11 protein-coding genes and 1 tRNA gene are annotated in these 16,300 nt (G+C 71.5%); 6 read left to right on the top strand and 6 right to left on the bottom strand.

Annotation, left to right across the window (positions count from 1 at the left end; all coding sequences use genetic code 11):
- Positions 1-16: 16 nt before the first annotated feature.
- Positions 17-2,782: an AfsR/SARP family transcriptional regulator gene (locus ACVDFE_RS03975; RefSeq protein WP_360385329.1), complete on the bottom strand. Its 2,766-nt coding sequence runs from the start codon at positions 2,780-2,782 to the stop codon at positions 17-19.
- A 103-nt stretch (positions 2,783-2,885) separates the two neighbouring features.
- Here ACVDFE_RS03975 and ACVDFE_RS03980 point away from each other — a divergent pair, with 103 nt between their 5' ends.
- A complete protein-coding gene (locus tag ACVDFE_RS03980; RefSeq protein ID WP_458429604.1) occupies positions 2,886-3,920 on the top strand; it encodes an ADP-ribosylglycohydrolase family protein in 1,035 nt (344 codons plus the stop codon).
- A gap of 309 nt (positions 3,921-4,229) precedes the next feature.
- Here the strand turns inward: ACVDFE_RS03980 and ACVDFE_RS03985 are convergent, their stop codons facing one another.
- From ACVDFE_RS03985 to ACVDFE_RS03995, 3 genes are all read right to left on the bottom strand, one after another.
- Positions 4,230-4,766, bottom strand: a complete 537-nt coding sequence (locus tag ACVDFE_RS03985; protein ID WP_458429605.1) for an FAD:protein FMN transferase — start codon at positions 4,764-4,766, stop codon at positions 4,230-4,232.
- A 210-nt stretch (positions 4,767-4,976) separates the two neighbouring features.
- Positions 4,977-5,474, bottom strand: coding sequence for an FMN-binding protein (locus ACVDFE_RS03990; protein WP_360385323.1), 498 nt, complete (start codon positions 5,472-5,474; stop codon positions 4,977-4,979).
- 11 nt (positions 5,475-5,485) lie between these two features.
- Positions 5,486-6,844: a ferredoxin reductase family protein gene (locus ACVDFE_RS03995; protein ID WP_458429606.1), complete on the bottom strand. Its 1,359-nt coding sequence runs from the start codon at positions 6,842-6,844 to the stop codon at positions 5,486-5,488.
- A gap of 143 nt (positions 6,845-6,987) precedes the next feature.
- Here ACVDFE_RS03995 and ACVDFE_RS04000 point away from each other — a divergent pair, with 143 nt between their 5' ends.
- Positions 6,988-7,686 carry a response regulator transcription factor gene (locus ACVDFE_RS04000; protein WP_360385321.1) on the top strand — a complete coding sequence of 233 codons (699 nt, stop codon included), beginning with the start codon at positions 6,988-6,990 and terminating at the stop codon, positions 7,684-7,686.
- On the top strand, positions 7,683-9,083 hold the full coding sequence (locus tag ACVDFE_RS04005) for a sensor histidine kinase (RefSeq protein WP_458429607.1): 1,401 nt from the start codon (positions 7,683-7,685) through the stop codon (positions 9,081-9,083). Before ACVDFE_RS04000 ends, ACVDFE_RS04005 begins: the two co-directional genes overlap by 4 nt.
- A 119-nt stretch (positions 9,084-9,202) precedes the next feature.
- On the opposite strand, the gene mgrA is transcribed toward ACVDFE_RS04005, so the two are convergent.
- Together mgrA and ACVDFE_RS04015 are read right to left on the bottom strand one after the other, a co-directional pair.
- A complete protein-coding gene (mgrA, locus tag ACVDFE_RS04010; RefSeq protein WP_458429608.1) occupies positions 9,203-10,231 on the bottom strand; it encodes an L-glyceraldehyde 3-phosphate reductase in 1,029 nt (342 codons plus the stop codon).
- A 303-nt stretch (positions 10,232-10,534) separates the two neighbouring features.
- A tRNA-Thr gene (locus tag ACVDFE_RS04015) sits at positions 10,535-10,607 on the bottom strand.
- 176 nt (positions 10,608-10,783) lie between these two features.
- Between ACVDFE_RS04015 and ACVDFE_RS04020 the strand changes: the two genes are divergently transcribed.
- From ACVDFE_RS04020 to otsB, 3 genes are all read left to right on the top strand, one after another.
- Positions 10,784-12,214, top strand: a complete 1,431-nt coding sequence (locus ACVDFE_RS04020) for a threonine/serine ThrE exporter family protein (protein ID WP_458429609.1) — start codon at positions 10,784-10,786, stop codon at positions 12,212-12,214.
- Between the two features lie 69 nt (positions 12,215-12,283).
- Complete coding sequence (locus ACVDFE_RS04025; RefSeq protein WP_360386613.1) at positions 12,284-13,717, top strand: alpha,alpha-trehalose-phosphate synthase (UDP-forming); 1,434 nt, start codon at positions 12,284-12,286, stop codon at positions 13,715-13,717.
- Between the two features lie 45 nt (positions 13,718-13,762).
- Positions 13,763-16,294, top strand: coding sequence for a trehalose-phosphatase (gene otsB, locus ACVDFE_RS04030; RefSeq protein WP_360385313.1), 2,532 nt, complete (start codon positions 13,763-13,765; stop codon positions 16,292-16,294).
- Positions 16,295-16,300: the final 6 nt, after the last annotated feature.

Below are 16,300 nucleotides of genomic sequence, written 5' to 3' on the forward strand. Positions count from 1 at the left end.
GTCGACTAAACGCCCGCTAAACCTCGGACGACAACGCGTCCAGGGCGGCCCGCACCTCCACCACGCGGGCCGAGTTGACCTGCGCGAACAGCCGCAGCGCCGCGGTCAGCTCCGCTGAGGCCGCACCCCATTCCGAGCGCTGGAGCAGCACCCCGGACAGCACCTGCCTGGCGAAGCCCTCGGTGTAGGTCATCGCCGCGGCGGCGGCGAGGTCAACGGCCTGCCGGGCCAGTGCCTCCGCGTCGTCGAGGTGGCCCGCCTGCAGGTGCAGCTCCGCGAGGTTCGCGAGGCCGTCGACGAGTGCGGGCTGGTCGCCGGAGCGGCGGTAGACGTCCACGGCGTGCGCCTGGTGCCGCAGGGCGACGTCGACGCGGCCGCGGGCCTGTTCGACCTGGGCGACGTTGTTGAGGCCGTGGCCCTCGCCGACCAGGTCACCGGACTGCTGCGCGAGCTGCACGGACTCCCAGAAGTGCAGCAGTGCCTCGTCGTGCTGCTTGAGCCGGAACAGCACGTCCGCGAGCTGCGCGAGCGTCAGCACGAGGTACTGGCGTTCGCCCAGCTCGGTGGCCAGGCGGTGGGCGCGGCGGGCGTCGGGCAGCAGCACCGGGCGGCCCAGCCGGGCGTTCGTGACGTAGGTGGTGTCGAGCATGAGGACCTGGCCGAGCCGGCTGCCGGTGACCTCGGCGGCGGCCGTGCCGAAACCGACCAGCGCGAGCCACTCACCGGTCAACGCGCGCACGGTCGCGTAGGGGTGCAGCATCCGGACCAGCTGCCAGACCTGGTCGTGCAGGCCGGACTCGGCGGCGGCGTGCACGACCGCGACGATGTTCGGCCACTCCCGGTCGAACCACGCGACCGGGTCGTCGTAGCCGGGCAGCGACGTGGACCCGTTGTCCCCCAGCGCGAAGTCCAGGCCGTCGCGGGCCGGCCGGATGGCGCGGCGGACGTGGTCGCAGGCGACGAGGTAGTAGTTCACCAGGCGCCGCAACGAGTCCACGTCCGCGCGGCCGGAGCCGCGCACGTACAGGCGCACCAGCTCGTGCATCGTGAAGCCGTCCGGCCACGGTTCGACCAGCAGGTTGACCTCGACCAGCCGCTCCAGCCGGTCCCGCGCCGACTCGACCCGGATGCGGGTGAGCGCGGCGACGGCGTGCGAGGACATCCAGCGGCCGGGCGCGAGGCCGACGGAGGTGAACACCTGGCTCAGCTCGGAGGGCAGGTCGCGGGTCGACAGGTCGAGCGCCCGCGACACCCCCACGCCCGCTTCCGGCAGGTCCAGGCCGCGCATCCGGTGGCCGTCGTCGGCCAGCTCCCCCACCAGCTCCTCGACCGTCCACCCAGGACTGATCACCAGCTTGGCCGCGGCCACCCGCAGCGCCAGCGGCAGACCGCCGCACAGCTCGGCGAGCTTGCGCGCGGCGACCGGGTCCTCCGTCGACAGCGGCCGGCCGAGCACGTCGTCGAGCAGTGCGCGTGCGGCCTCCTCGGCCAACGGCCCGAGCTTGCGCACCCGCGCGCTGTTGGTGACGACGAGCCGTTCCATCCGGCTGCGGGAGGTCACCAGCACCACCGAGCCGGAGCCCGGCGGCAGCAGCGGCAGGACCTGGTCGAACCCGGTCGCGTCGTCGAGGACCACGAGCACGCGGCGGCGGTTGAGCAGGGAGCGGTAGAGCCCGATGCGGTCCTCCACGGCGACGGGAACGCCGTCGGCGGGCACGCCCAGCGCCACCAGGAACCGGGTCAGCACCTCGCCGGGTTCGGCGTCGCCGAGCGAGGCGAACAGCACGCCGTGCGGGAACATCTCGCTGTTCTCGTGCCCCCACGTGATCGCGAGGGCGCTCTTGCCGACGCCGGGCGGACCGGTCAGCACGGCCACCGTCGTCGCGAGCAGGTTCCTGGTCGCGCAGACGTTGTCGAGCCACCTGCGGTCGTCGTCCCGGCCGAACAGGCGCGACGCGGACGCGGGCAGCAGCGCCGGTGCGACGATGCCCGCGCGGGGCGCCACCGGCCGGCTGTCGACCGCGCCGAGGAGGCTGAGCGCCGGGTCGTCGCGCAGCACCTGCTCCTGCAGCAGCCGCAGCTCTGGTCCGGGGTCGAGGCCGAGCTCGTCCACCGCGCGGCGCTGGAACCGCTGGTAGGCCTCCAGCGCGTCGGCCCGCTGCCCGGACCGGTAGAGGGCGCGCATGCTGTGCGCGACGAGCCGTTCGCGGAACGGGAACTCCGTGCACAGCCCGCGCAGCTCGCCGACGAGCTCCAGGTGGCGGCCCAGCTCCAGCTCGGCCTCGATGCGCTCCTCCAGCGCCGAGAGCCGCAGCTCCTCCAGGTCGGAGGTCAGCGGGTCGCCCGGCACGTCCGCCAGCACCGGCCCGCGCCACAACCCGAGGGCCTCGCGCAGCAAGCCCGCCCTGATGGCGGCGGGCTTGCCGCGCGACGACGCCACGAGCTGCCGGGCGCGGTGCAGGTCGAGGCGCCACGGGTCGACGGTCAGCTGGTACCCGGTCGGCGTGGTGCGGATCTTCGCGGAGCCCGACGGGTCGGCCTCCTCCAGCACCCTGCGCAGCCGTGACACGTAGCCGTGCACGATCGTGCGGGCCGTGGCCGGCGGCGCGTCCGTCCACAGCGCGTCCACGATCTGGTCGATCGAGACGGGCCGGTTCGCCTCGACCACCAGCATCGCGAGCAGACCGCGCATGCCGCGGCGGCCGAGCGTGACCACCCGGCCGTCCGCGAGCACCTGGAGTGGACCGAGCACGCCGAACTCGAGTCCGGTTTTGCTCCGCATGCCCCTCCCTCAAGTGCTCCTGACCTCGTTGCTTGTACAGGTGGGCGGCCGCTGGTCTCAGATACAAGTGCGGCCCGAGTCGGCGGGACGCTACTGTTCACCCGTGCCGCGAGATCCGAACTCCGTGGTTGACCGCGGCGCCGGGTGCCTGCTCGGCGGCGCTCTCGGTGATGCGCTCGGCGCACCGGTGCAGTACCTGGGCTGGGCGGACATCCAGCGCGAACACGGCACCGAGGGCGTACTGGCGCCGCCGAAGCCCGCCCTGGTCACCGACGACACCCAGCTGACGCTCTTCACCGCCGACGGGTACCTGCGCGCCTGGGTGCGCGGGAAGCACACCGGCGAGTGGCAGCCGTCGGACATGGTCTGGCACAGCTACCGGCGCTGGCTGATCACCCAGCAGCAACCGGCCCCCGAGCACAACGCGGTGGGGCTGCTGGCGGACGAACGGCTCTACGAGAGCCGCTCGCCCGGTCTGACGTGCCTGCGCGCGCTGGCCGCCGAGACACCGTCCACTCCGGAGAACCCGCACAACGAGTCCTCCGGCTGCAACGGCGTCACCCGCACCGCGCCCGCCGGTTTCGCGCCGTCGGCGGCCATCGCCTACGACCTGGGCTGCCGGTTCGCGGCGCTCACCCACGGCGGCACCGGCGGCTGGGTCTCCGGTGGCGCGCTGGCGCTGCTGGTGCACCTGCTCGCGGTGAAGGGCCGCCCGTTGCGCGAGGCGATCGACCAGGTCATCGGCCGGGTGCTGCGCGACGACACGTACACGGCGACGGTGCTGACCCGAGCGGTCGTGCTGGCCGAGGAGCACGACGGCGCCACCCCGGTGCGGGTCGACCGGCTCGGCAGCGGCTGGACCGGCCCCGAGGCCCTGGCCATCGCCGTCTACACCGTGCTGACGCACCCGAAGCCGGTGCAGTTCGTCGACGCGATGCGGGCCGCGGCCAACCACTCCGGCGGCAGTGACGCGACGGCGGCGCTGACCGGGAACGTCCTCGGCGCGCTGCACGGCACCGACGCGCTGCCGCGGGACTGGCTGGTCGGGCTGGAGCTGGTGGACGTGCTGGACGCGATGGGCCGCGACCTCGGCCGGTCCGCGGTGAACGCCGAGTTCGACGAACACCGCTACGTCTGACCGGAAACGTTGTGCGAGTTCGTGCCGGTCGTCCGGTCACCCGCTCGTGCCGGAATCGGCGAAGCCCATTTCGGTGCGAGCGAGTCGGGCGGACGACCGGCTTCTCGACGAACTCGCCGCGCGAGCGAGCGAGCGCCGACGAACACAGAAAAGGTCTTGGGTGCGCGCTCCCGAATAGCGCGTACCCAAGACCGTTTCGCACGAGTGTTGGTCGACAGCTGGCCTGGTCTCACCCCGAGCGCGAGCCCCGCGTCAGCTCTTGATCAACGAAATGTGCCCCGGAGATCAAAGCCCCGTTGTGCCGGGATGTTAACAGATGTGTACCGGAAGTCCAGGACTCCGGTGCACCCGCCGATCTTCGTCGACGACGAGCACCTCGCAGTCCGGCTGCGCGGCAGCCCACTCGATCCCTTCTCTCCCAAGGGAGAACGCCGCGGTGGCGGTGGTGTCCGCGATCGCCAGGTCGGCCGCGACGACTGTGACCGAAAGCAACCCGCGCACCGGCTCGCCGGTGCGGCCGTCGAGGATGTGCTGCCCGCGCTCGTACAACGCCGACGTGGCAACGGCTCCGTCGCGCACGCCGAGCACAGCGCACAGCGCGTCGGCCTGGTCGGGGTGCCGAACGCCGACGCGCCAAGGCTTTCCGGGTTCCGGCTCGCCGGCGACCACGACGTCGCCGCCCGCGTTGATGCAGAACCGCACGGCCCCGGCGGCCCGCAGCAGGTCGGCGGCGCGCTGCACGGCCCAGCCCTTCACGACCGCGCACGGGTCGAGGCCGCGGCCCGGCACCCGTGCCGTGAACGCGCCGCCGGTCGAGGTCTCGTACCAGTCGCACAGGTCGAGCACCTCGACGAGGTCGGGGGTGAGCTCCCGCGCGGTGAGCTTCGCCCCGGTCGAGCCGCGAGACCTCGCTGTCCGGCTTGAACGGCGAGAACCGCGCGTCCGCGTCCCGCAGTGAGGCGAACACCAGCTCGGCCAGCTCGTCGTCACCGTCGCGCAGGTCCACCGAGATCGGCAGGCCCATGATCTGCTCGACGCGTCGCAGGGTTCGCACCCCTACCTCGCCGAGTCGAGCGCGGCCTGCAACGACCGCTTGTAGCCCTCGGAGGTCGCGGTGGCACCGGAGACCGTGTCGATGTCGGCGCTCTGGGCCTTCAACGCCTCCTGGCGCAGGATCGGCAGCGCCGTCCTGGTCGGGTTGGAGTTGGGTGCCCGCACCGCCTTCACGTCGGTGATCCTCGTGCCCTGGAACGTGACCTGGACCTGCACGGTGCCCTCGTCGGTCTGCACCGCGGGCCCGGAGACGGTCTTGACCTGGTCCTGCTGCTGTGGCTGGGTCGTCGGCGCGGCGGCGGCGGAGGTCCTGGGCGCCCCGGTCTGCGGCGCGGTCGACCGGGGTGCGGTCGTCGTCGGCGGGGCCTGGCCCTGCGCCGGGGTCTCCGGTGCGGCGGCGGCCTCGTTGATCTCACCCTCGTGCGCCGCGCCCGGTTGGTACAGCCACACCGGCACGAGTCCGGCGACGCTGAGCACCAGTGCGGGGATCGCCCTCTTCACGTCCAACCCTCTCAGTCGGCCAGCGCGAAGCGCTCGGCGTGGACCTGACCCGACGGCACTCCCAGCTCGTCGAGGCTGCGGACGACGGCGTCGGTCATGCCGTTCGGGCCGCAGATGAACACGTCGCGGTCGGCCACGTCGGGGACCAGAGCGGCGATGTTCTCCGGGCCGAGCAGCGGCCCGTTGGCGGTGGTGGTCCCGGAGGAACCGGTGACCAGCCGCAGCACCGCCCCCTTGGAGCGGGCGAGGCCTTCGAGCTCGCGCAGCAGCACGGCCTCGCGCGGGTCGCTCACCCGGTACAGCACCACGACGTGGCCCCTGATCTCCTCCAGCAGCGCGCGGATCGGCGTGACGCCGACGCCACCGGCGACGAGCAGCGCGTTCGGCCTGGTCTGGTGCATGGTCGTGAAGGCGCCGTACGGGCCCTCGGCGAACACGCGGGTGCCGACCCGGACGTTGCGGAGGTCGGCGCTGCCGGTGCCCAGCGCCTTCGCGGTGAGGCGCAGGTACTTGCCGTTCGGTGCCGCGGACAGCGAGAACGGGTTGGCCTGCCACCAGCGGTCCTTGGTCAGGAAGCGCCACAGGAAGAACTGGCCCGCCTTCGCACCGAGCCGGTCGAGGTCCCTGCCCTCGACGTAGACGGAGACGACGTTGTGCGCCTCGGGCACCACGGCGGCGACGCGGAACCGGTGGCGCCGGTTGCGCCAGAGCGGGAGCACGAGCCGGCCGGCGACAACGGCGCCGATCGCGAACGTCCACAGCGCCCACCAGTAGGCGGTGGCGAGCTCGGACTTGCGGAACGTGCTGCCGACCGCGACCTGGTGCGTGAACGCGAGGAAGATCGCGACGTAGGTGTAGAGGTGGATGAAGTGCCAGGTCTCGTAGGCCATCCGGCGCCGGGCGAACCGGGCGGACACCACGCCGACGACCATGATGACCACCCACGCGACCAGCGCGCGGAGGATGCCTTCGAGCTCGGTGGCCTGCCGGACGACCTCCGCGACCGGGCCGTCCGGGCCCGCGTTGCCGAAGGCGATGAACGTCAGGTGCCCGACGAGCATCCAGAAGATCGTGAAGCCCACCCAGCGGTGCCAGGAGGTGAGCTTGTCCATGCCGAGCCGGCGGTCGAGCCACGGCAGCCGCGCGATCAGCAGCAGCTGGAACGCCATCGCGAGCGCGCCGTACAGCCCGGTCAGCCGGCCGAGGTTGACCAGCTTGTTCGAGCCGACACCGGCCGCGTTGAACAGGTAGGTGACGAACGCCGCGTTGGCCAGGAGGAAGACGTAGAGGCCGGCTTTGGCCAGCGCCTTGTGCGGCGTCGCACGCCCGGCAGCGGCCGGCCGCGCGGGAGGCTGCAGGGTGGTCGTCACGGAGGGCTCCTCGGTCGGGCGGTCTCGTCGATCTCGGCGGTCTTCCTCGATCCTCAGCGTCCGAGCTGTGGCCCCGCTTTGCCCGGGCTGTCGACTTCCTGTCGATCGAGCGGGCGGGGCACCAGGTGACGCACCATGAGCACGTGGACAAGGGCAACTCGGTTCGACTGCTCGTCGTGGACGACGAGCCGCACATCGCTGACCTGGTCGCGACGGTCGCGCGCTACGAGGGCTGGACGGCCTCGACGGCGCACAACGGCGAGGACGCGCTCAGAACGGCAGCCGAGTTCCAGCCGGACATCGTCGTGCTCGACCTGATGCTCCCCGACCTCGACGGCTTCACGGTCCTGGACCGGATGCGGTCGGCCGGTGCGATGGTGCCGGTGGTGTTCCTGACCGCGCGCGACGGCACCGCGGACCGGGTCGCGGGCCTCACCCGCGGTGGTGACGACTACCTCGTGAAGCCGTTCTCGGTCGAGGAGCTGATGGCCCGGCTGCGGGCGGTGCTGCGGCGCTCCACCGGGCCGTCGTGGAAGCGGTCGGTGCTGAAGGTCGCCGACCTGGTGCTGGACGAGGACACCCGCGAGGTCCGCCGCGGCGGCAAGCTCGTCACGCTGACGCCGACCGAGTACGAGCTGCTGCGGTACCTGATGCGGCGCTCCCCCGCCGTGCTGACCAAGGCGCAGATCCTCGACCACGTGTGGGAGTACGACTTCGGCGGCCGGTCCAACGTGGTCGAGCTGGTCATCTCGCACCTGCGCCGCAAGCTCGACGACGGCCGCGAACCGTTGATCCACACCGTGCGCGGCGTGGGGTACGTGCTGCGCCGAGCAGCGGAATGAAGCCGCTGAGCCGGTGGCGGCTGGGCACCCGCCTCGCACTCGCACTCGGCGCGCTGGCGCTCACGGTGTTCGTGATCGTCGGCTGGGTCATGGTCGCCTCGATGCAGACGTTCCTCGACCGGCGGCTCGACGACCAGATGGCGATCAGCCAGCAGGGCGCTGCCAACGAGGTCAAGGCGCACTGGCGGGTCGGCAAGATCCCGCCGGACTGGTACGCGGTCGTCTACGTGAAGCAGGACGGCGAGCTGCGGCCCCAGCCCGGTGACCAGCAGCCCGCCGACCGCGCGGAGTTCGACGCGCTCGCGAGGAAGGCCCTGAACGGGGACACGTTCGAGACCGAGTACCTGCGCGGTGACGGCAAGTTCCGGCTGCGCGCGTGCCAGATCGTCAAGGACGAGATCGTGCTGGTCAGCGGTGCCCCGATGGACGACAGGGACGGCACGCTGTCGCAGCTCATCACGGTCGGCGTGGTCGCGTTCCTGGCCGCGCTGGTCGCGTTGGTCGTGGGCGGTCAGGCGTTGATCCGCAAGGGCATGCGGCCGTTGTCGGACATGGCCGACACCGCGCACGACATCTCCTCGCACGACCTGACCGACTCGAACCGCCTGGCGGTGCGGGTGAACGGCGCCGGCGGCGGGGTCGAGGTCGAGGAGCTGCGCGAGGCGTTCAACACCATGCTGGCGCACATCGACTCGTCGCTGGCCGCGCGCACGGCCGCCGAGCAGCGGCTGCGCCGGTTCATCGCCGACGCCTCGCACGAGCTGCGCACGCCGCTGACGTCGTTGCGCGGTTACGCGGACCTCTTCCGGTACGCGGCGGCCAACGAGCCGGGCGAACGCGAGCAGCACCTGGAGAAGCTGCGGTCGGAGGCGGCGCGGATGAGCGTGCTGCTCGACGACCTGCTGCTGCTGGCCCGCCTGGACTCCGCGGCGACCGAGCCGCCGTTGCGCGTCGAGGAGCTGGACCTGGCGGTCGTGGCGGACGCGGCCGCCGACGCGTTCCGGGCGGCCCGTCCGACGCACGGGCTGGAGGTCGACGCGGACACGGTGACCATGGCCGCCGACCCGACCCGGTTGCGGCAGGTGCTCGACAACCTGCTGACCAACGCGGCCGTGCACACCCCGCCCGGCACGCTGGTGTCGTTGCGGGTGACGGCGGAGGACGGCTCGGCGGTGATCAGGGTCTCCGACACCGGCCCCGGAATTCCGGAGGCGGACCAGGCGCGGATCTTCGACCGGTTCTACCGCGTGGACGACTCCCGCACCCGCCAGCGCGGCGGCTCCGGCCTCGGCCTCGCCGTGGTCCAGTCACTCGTGCACGCCCACGGCGGCACCATCACCCTCGCCAGCCGCCCCGGCTCGACCATCTTCACAATCCGCCTCCCCCGCCACCGCTGACGGCACGCGGGGCCCTTTCGCACTCTCAGAGAGTACGAAAGCTCCCCGCGTGCGGTTCGGTCACTCGGCCTGGGAAGCGGGGCCCAGAGGGGCACGCGGGACTCCCGCGTGCCGGGGGATCATTCGGCTTGTGACGAAGGGGCCCAGAGGTCGATGCCGGATTCGACGGCGTACCTGTCGATCTCGGCGAGCTCGTCGTCGGTCAGCGGCGGGGCCTGCAGGGCGGCGAGGTTCTGCTCCAGCTGCCCGACCGACGAAGCGCCGATCAACGCCGAGGTGACCCGCGGGTCGCGGATCGTCCACGTCAGCGCGAGCTGCGCCAGCGACTGGCCGCGCGACTTCGCGATCTCGTTGAGCGACCGGATGCGGCCGAGGTTCTCCTCGGAGAGCAGGTCCGTGGACAGCGACTTGCCCTGCGTGGCGCGCGAGCCCTCGGGGATGCCGTCGAGGTAGCGGTCGGTCAGCATGCCCTGGGCGAGCGGCGAGAACGCGATGCAGCCGGCGCCGACCTCCTCCAGGGTGTCCAGCAGCTCCGGCTCGATCCAGCGGTTGAGCATCGAGTAGCTCGGCTGGTGGATCAGCAGCGGCACACCCGCGCTGCGCAGCAGCTCGGCCGCCTCGCGGGTCTTGGCCGGCGAGTACGACGAGATGCCGACGTAGAGCGCCTTGCCCTGCTGCACCGCGGACACGAGCGCGCCCATGGTCTCTTCCAGCGGCGTCTCCGGGTCGAACCGGTGCGAGTAGAAGATGTCGACGTAATCCAGTCCCATGCGGGTCAGCGACTGGTCGAGCGAGCTCAGCAGGTACTTGCGGCTGCCCCACTCGCCGTACGGGCCGGGCCACATGTCGTAGCCGGCCTTCGTGGAGATGACGAGCTCGTCGCGGTACGGCCGGAGGTCGTCCTTCAGGATCTGCCCGAACGTGATCTCCGCGGAACCGTAGGGAGGTCCGTAGTTGTTGGCGAGGTCGAAGTGCGTGACACCGAGGTCGAACGCCCTGCGCGCGATGCCCCGGCCGGACTCGTACGGCCGGTCGCCGCCGAAGTTGTGCCACAGGCCGAGGGAGATGGCGGGCAGCTTGAGGCCGCTGCGTCCCGTGCGCCGGTAGGTCATCTGGTCGTAGCGCGCGCTATCCGCGAGGTAGGACATGATGCTCACAATGTCACGTCCCAGCAGGACGGAGCAGGACATGAATGGGCGGTCACGGCCTGTTCACCGGTGAACAGGATCAGTCTTGCGGCCGATCTCACCATTCCCGTCCCGCGCCCCGAAGGCACACCGGGCGCCGAACTGGCGAACGGACCAGGCCGTCGGCGGCATGCGGAACCGCAATCGGCGGTTCGCCACGCTGTGTGCCGGAGCCATTACCGAACCCGGTCGCAATAGCCGGTGAAGTGCCTCCCGTGAATGCGACAGGGGCCCGCCCACCTGGGCGAACCCCCGTTGTCGAAGAGCCGGCGAGGGGAATCGAACCCCTAACCTTTCGCTTACAAGGCGAGTGCTCTGCCGATTGAGCTACGCCGGCCTGGCTCGTGTTCGCGAACATCGTAAGCGCCCGTTGCGGGAGCTACCTGCGGCGAACGGTCTGCTCTCAGTGTGATCGGATTGCTCCGACCGGAGGCGGACCAACCAACTGAGTGGCGCAAAGCGCCGAACCGCTCGCCTTGACCAGGTCAGGAGGGTAACCAACGGACAGTGATCATGTCCTCCTTTTCGGGTCGCCCGATCGGAGGTGGCCGACGCCACAGCAACGGCACGAGAACTTCCCACGATCACACGACGGAGGTGCGCGCGATTTACCCGAACAACCTGCACGGTCCCTCATTGCCCGACGACACCACGGTTCACCTGGTACTCGATCTCGCTCTCAAGATCGGCGAGGTCCAGATGGCCAGCGGAGCCGGCGCGGCGGACGTGACAGCCACGATCCTCTCGGTCACGGAGAGCTATGGGCTCCCGCACACCGAGGTCGACGTGATCTACACCTCCATCAGCGTGTCGTGCCACCGGGGAACGGCCGCACCACCGATCACCGCCGTCCGCGTCGTGCGGCAGCGCAGCCTCGACTACACCCGGCTCGCCGCCGTCGAGCACCTGGTGCGCAACCTCGGGCCGATCGAGGAGGCGCACTCGGAGCTCGAGCAGATCACCAACGCCCCGCACCCGTACCCGCGCTGGGTCGCCACGGCCGCGTGGGCCGGCATGGCGGCCTCGGTCGCGTTCCTGGTCGGCGGCGGGCTGTCGCTCGCGATCACCGCGGCCGTCGTCACGGCCGTGATCGACCGGGTCGGCCGGGTGCTGAACCGGCGCGCGCTGCCGTTCTTCTTCCAGCAGCTGGTCGGCGGCGCGCTCGCCACGGGGGCCGCGCTGACCGTGTACTGGACCGGGTTGCTGCCCGCGGTGCGGCCGAGCCTGCTGGTCGCGGTCGGGATCGTGGTGCTGCTGTCCGGGCTGGCGCTGGTCAGCACCGTGCAGGACGCGATCTCCGGCTACAACGTCACGGCCGCCGGGCGCACCGTCGAGACCGTGCTGCTCAGCGCCGGTCTGATCGCGGGTGTCGCGCTGGCCATCCGCACGGCCGTCCACTTCGGGCTGCCCATCCGGCTCAGCGACCCGCTGCCCGCGTTGATCTCGGCGGTGCCGATGCAGTTCGCGGCAGGCGCGGCGACCAGTGCGTTCTTCGCGCTCGCCTGCTATGCCCGGCCGCGTGCGCTGGTGGCCGCCGCGGTGTCCGGTGCGATCGGCACGGCCTCCTACGGCCTCGCCACGAGCTTCGGGGTGGACGCGCTGCTCGCGTCGGCGGTGGCGGCCGCGATCACCGGGTTCGGCGGCGCGACGATGACCCGCAGGCTGCGCATCCCGACGCTGGTCGTGGTGCAGGCGGGCGTGGTGCCGCTGCTGCCGGGCTGGACCACCTACCGCGGCCTGTTCCAGCTGACCGCGGAGGGCGACCCGGCCGGGCTGAGCACGCTCGTGTTCGCGAGTGGCATTGCTCTCGCCCTGGCCGGTGGGGTGGTGTTCGGCGAGTACCTGGCGCAGCCGGTGCGCACCGGACTGGGCCGTTTGGAGCGCAAGTTCGCTGGTCCGCGCATGTCCGGTCCGCTCAAACCCACGAAGCGTCGGTTGGAGTGAAACCCGCTGTGACGGGGGTTACACGACACGCCGAGGGAGCGCGACCGCACTAGCCTCAGAAATGTGAGCATGGACATTGGCGAGAACGGGGCGGAATTCGTAGTCGTGGCCAACCGGCTGCCGGTTGACCTGGAGCGCTTGCCCGACGGAACCGAACGGTGGAAGCACAGCCCCGGCGGGCTGGTCAGCGCGCTCGAACCGTTCCTCCGCTCACACAGCGGCGCCTGGGTCGGCTGGCCGGGGGTCGCCGACGCCGACGTGTCGCCCTTCGAGGACGACGGCCTGCTGCTGCACCCGGTGTCGCTGTCGGCCAAGGAGGTCGAGGACTACTACGAGGGGTTCTCGAACGGCACCCTCTGGCCGCTCTACCACGACGTCGTGGCGCAGCCGGCGTTCCACCGGCACTGGTGGAACGCCTACGTGAAGGTCAACCAGCGGTTCGCCGACGCGACCGCGAAGGTGGCCGCCCAGGGCGCGACGGTGTGGGTGCAGGACTACCAGCTGCAGCTGGTCCCGGCGATGCTGCGCGAGCAGCGGCCCGACCTGAAAATCGGCTTCTTCCTGCACATCCCGTTCCCGCCGGTCGAGCTGTTCATGCAGCTCCCGTGGCGCACGGAGATCATCCGCGGACTGCTCGGCGCCGACCTGGTCGGTTTCCACCGGCCCGGCGGCGCGCAGAACTTCCTGTGGCTGGCCCGGCGCCTGGTGGGCCTGGAGCCGAGCCGCGGCACCGTCGGCGTGCGCACCCGGCCGGGCGTGGTCCAGGTCGGTGACCGCACGGTGCGCGTGGGCGCGTTCCCGATCTCCATCGACAGCGCCGGCCTCGACGCGGTCGCGCGCAAGAAGGAGACCCAGGCCCGCGCGAAGCAGATCCGCGAGGACCTCGGCAACCCGAAGCGCATCCTGCTGGGCGTGGACCGGCTCGACTACACCAAGGGCATCGACGTCCGGATCAGGGCCCTCTACGAGCTCATCGCGGACGGCCGGGTCGACCCGGAGGACGTCGCGATGGTCCAGCTGGCCACGCCCAGCCGGGAGCGGGTCGACCACTACGTGACGATGCGCAAGGACATCGAGCAGTCGGTCGGCCGGATCAACGGCGAGTTCGGGCGGGTCGGCAAGCCCGTCGTGCACTACCTGCACCAGTCGGTGAACCGCGAGGAGCTCGTCGCGTTCATGAGCGCGGCGGACGTCATGGTCGTCACGCCCGTTCGGGACGGCATGAACCTCGTCTGCAAGGAGTACGTGGCCTGCCGATATGATCTTGGTGGAGCTCTGGTGCTCAGCGAGTTCGCCGGTGCAGCCGCTGAACTGACCAGTGCGTTCCTGGTGAACCCCCATGATCTGGACGGTGTCAAGAACGCATTGCAGGCCGCCCTCGACATCGATCCCGCCGAAGGCCGCCGTAGGATGCGCGCGCTGCGCCGCCAAGTCCTCACCCACGACGTTGACCGCTGGGCAAGGTCGTTCCTGGAGGCGCTGGGCACGCAGACCTCGGTCTGAATCCTTTCAGATCCCCTTGACCCATCGAGTGCTCCAGGAGGGGCGTTGACCGCCGAGGCCCTCCCCGCCGACCTGCGCCGCGCCATCGTGCAGCTGGCCCGTACCCCGCGACTGCTGGTCGCAAGCGACTACGACGGAACACTCGCGCCGATCGTGAGCGACCCGGAGGCGGCCCGTCCGCTGCCGGAGTCGGTGAACGCGCTGCGTTCACTCGCGTCGCTGCACGAGACGACGTCGGCCGTGATCTCCGGTCGCGCACTGCGCGACCTGGCCACCCTGTCCCGCCTGCCCGGCGAGGTCCACCTCGTCGGGTCCCACGGCTCCGAGTTCGACGTCGGCTTCGTGCACGCGCTCGACGCCGACGCCAAGGCGTTGCTGCGGCGCATCGAGGCCGAGCTCGACGAGATCGTCGACGGCCACGAGGGCGTGCAGCTGGAGGTCAAACCGGCCTCCGTCGCCGTGCACGTCCGCCGTGCCGCGTCCGAGGAGATCGGCGAGGCCGTCCTCGACGCCGTGCGCTCCGGCCCGTGCACGTGGGACGGCGTGCAGGTGACCGAGGGCAAGGCCGTCATCGAGCTGGCCGTCGTCGAGACCAACAAGGGCCACGCCCTCGACATCCTGCGCCACCAGGTCGGTGCGACCGCCGCGATCTTCCTCGGTGACGACGTCACCGACGAGAAGGCGTTCGCCCGCCTGACCGGCCCTGACGTGGGCATCCGCGTCGGCGCCGGCGAGTCGCTCGCCCAGTACCTGGTCGACGACCCGTCCGACGTGGCCACGGTGCTGGCGTTCCTGCTGGAGGAACGGCGCGCGTGGCTGCACGGCGACCAGGCCGTGCCGATCGAGCGCCTGACCATGCTCGCCAACGAGCGTTCCGTGGCCCTCGTGACCCCGGACGCCAAGATCAACTGGCTGTGCCACCCGGAGCCCGACTCGGCCGCGATCTTCGCGGACCTGCTCGGCGGACCGGCCGCGGGCCACTTCTCGATCAAGCCGGAGCACGGGTCGCTGCCGCTGGGCCAGCGCTACCTGCCGGGCACGATGATCGTGGAGACCCGCTGGTCGCGCCTGCTGGTCACGGACTACCTGGAGCACGACCTCGCCTCGCACCGCACCGACCTGGTGCGGCGCATCTCCGGCTCGACGAACGCGGTGATCACGTTCGCCCCGCGCCCGGAGTTCGGCCAGGTGCCGGTCAGGTTCATCCGCGAACGCGACGGCCTGCGCGTGGTCGGCACCTCCGACCCGATGGTGCTGCGCTCCCCCGGCGTCGACTGGGAGATCACCTCGGACGGCGTGCAGGAGACCGCACGCGCCGTGGTCCGCCCCCGCGAGGGCGCCCCGGTGCTGCTGGAGCTGCGCTGCGGCACCGACGACATCTCCGAGCACGCGCTGGGCGAGTCGGTCCGCCGCGACCGCGCGGCCGGTTACTGGTCGGACTGGGCGGCGGGCCTGAACCTGCCGAAGGTGCAGACGGACCTCGTGCTGCGCTCGGCGCTGACGCTGCGCGGCCTGGTGCACAAGGACTCCGGCTCGATCATGGCCGCGGCGACCACGTCGCTGCCGGAGGAGCTCGGCGGCGTCCGCAACTGGGACTACCGCTACTGCTGGCTGCGCGACGGCGCGATGACCGCCGCCGCGCTGGTGTCGGTCGGCTCGTTCGCGGAGGCCGACGGCTTCCTGGGCTGGCTGCACGGCGTCCTGGAGACCATCCCGGGCCCGGAGCGCCTGCACCCGCTCTACACGCTGCACGGCACGCAACTCGGCGCCGAGGCCGTGATCGACACACTGCCCGGCTACGCGGGCTCCCGCCCGGTGCGCGTCGGCAACCTCGCGAACCAGCAGGTGCAGCTCGACGTGTTCGGCCCGGTCGTCGACCTGGTGGTGCAGCTGGCCTCGGCTCGCGGGTCGTTGTCGGACGCCGACTGGACGATGGTCCAGGCGATGGCCGAAGCGGTGTCGCGGCGCTGGCACGAGCCCGACCACGGCATCTGGGAGGAACGGCACGCGCCGCGCCACCACGTGTACTCGAAGGTCATGTGCTGGCTGACCATCGACCGCGCGATCAAGCTCGGCGAGCAGTTCGGCCGCGAGCTGGACCCGTCCTGGGTGCCGCTGCGCGACACGATCGCCACCGACGTGCTGAAGAACGGCTGGAACGACGAGGTCCAGTCGTTCACCACGGCCTACGACGGCGACGACCTCGACGCGGCCTCGCTGTTCGTCGGCCTGTCCGGCCTGATCGACCCGGCCGACGAGCGGTTCCAGTCGACGGTGACCGCCATCGAGGCAGAGCTGCGCTCCGGCTCGACGGTGTACCGCTACCACCGCGACGACGGCCTGCCGGGCGACGAGGGCGGCTTCCACCTCTGCGCCGCCTGGATGATCGAGGCGTACCTGCTCACCGGCAGGCGCACCGAGGCCGAGGAGCTGTTCGGCCAGATCGTCGCCGCGGCCGGCCCGACCGGCCTGCTGCCGGAGGAGTACGACCCGATCGCGGAACGCTCGCTGGGCAACCACCCGCAGGCGTACTCGCACCTCGGCCTGATCAGGTGCGCGCAGCTGCTGTCGCAGTAGGGGATC

It is taken from the genome of Lentzea chajnantorensis (genome assembly GCF_054300775.1).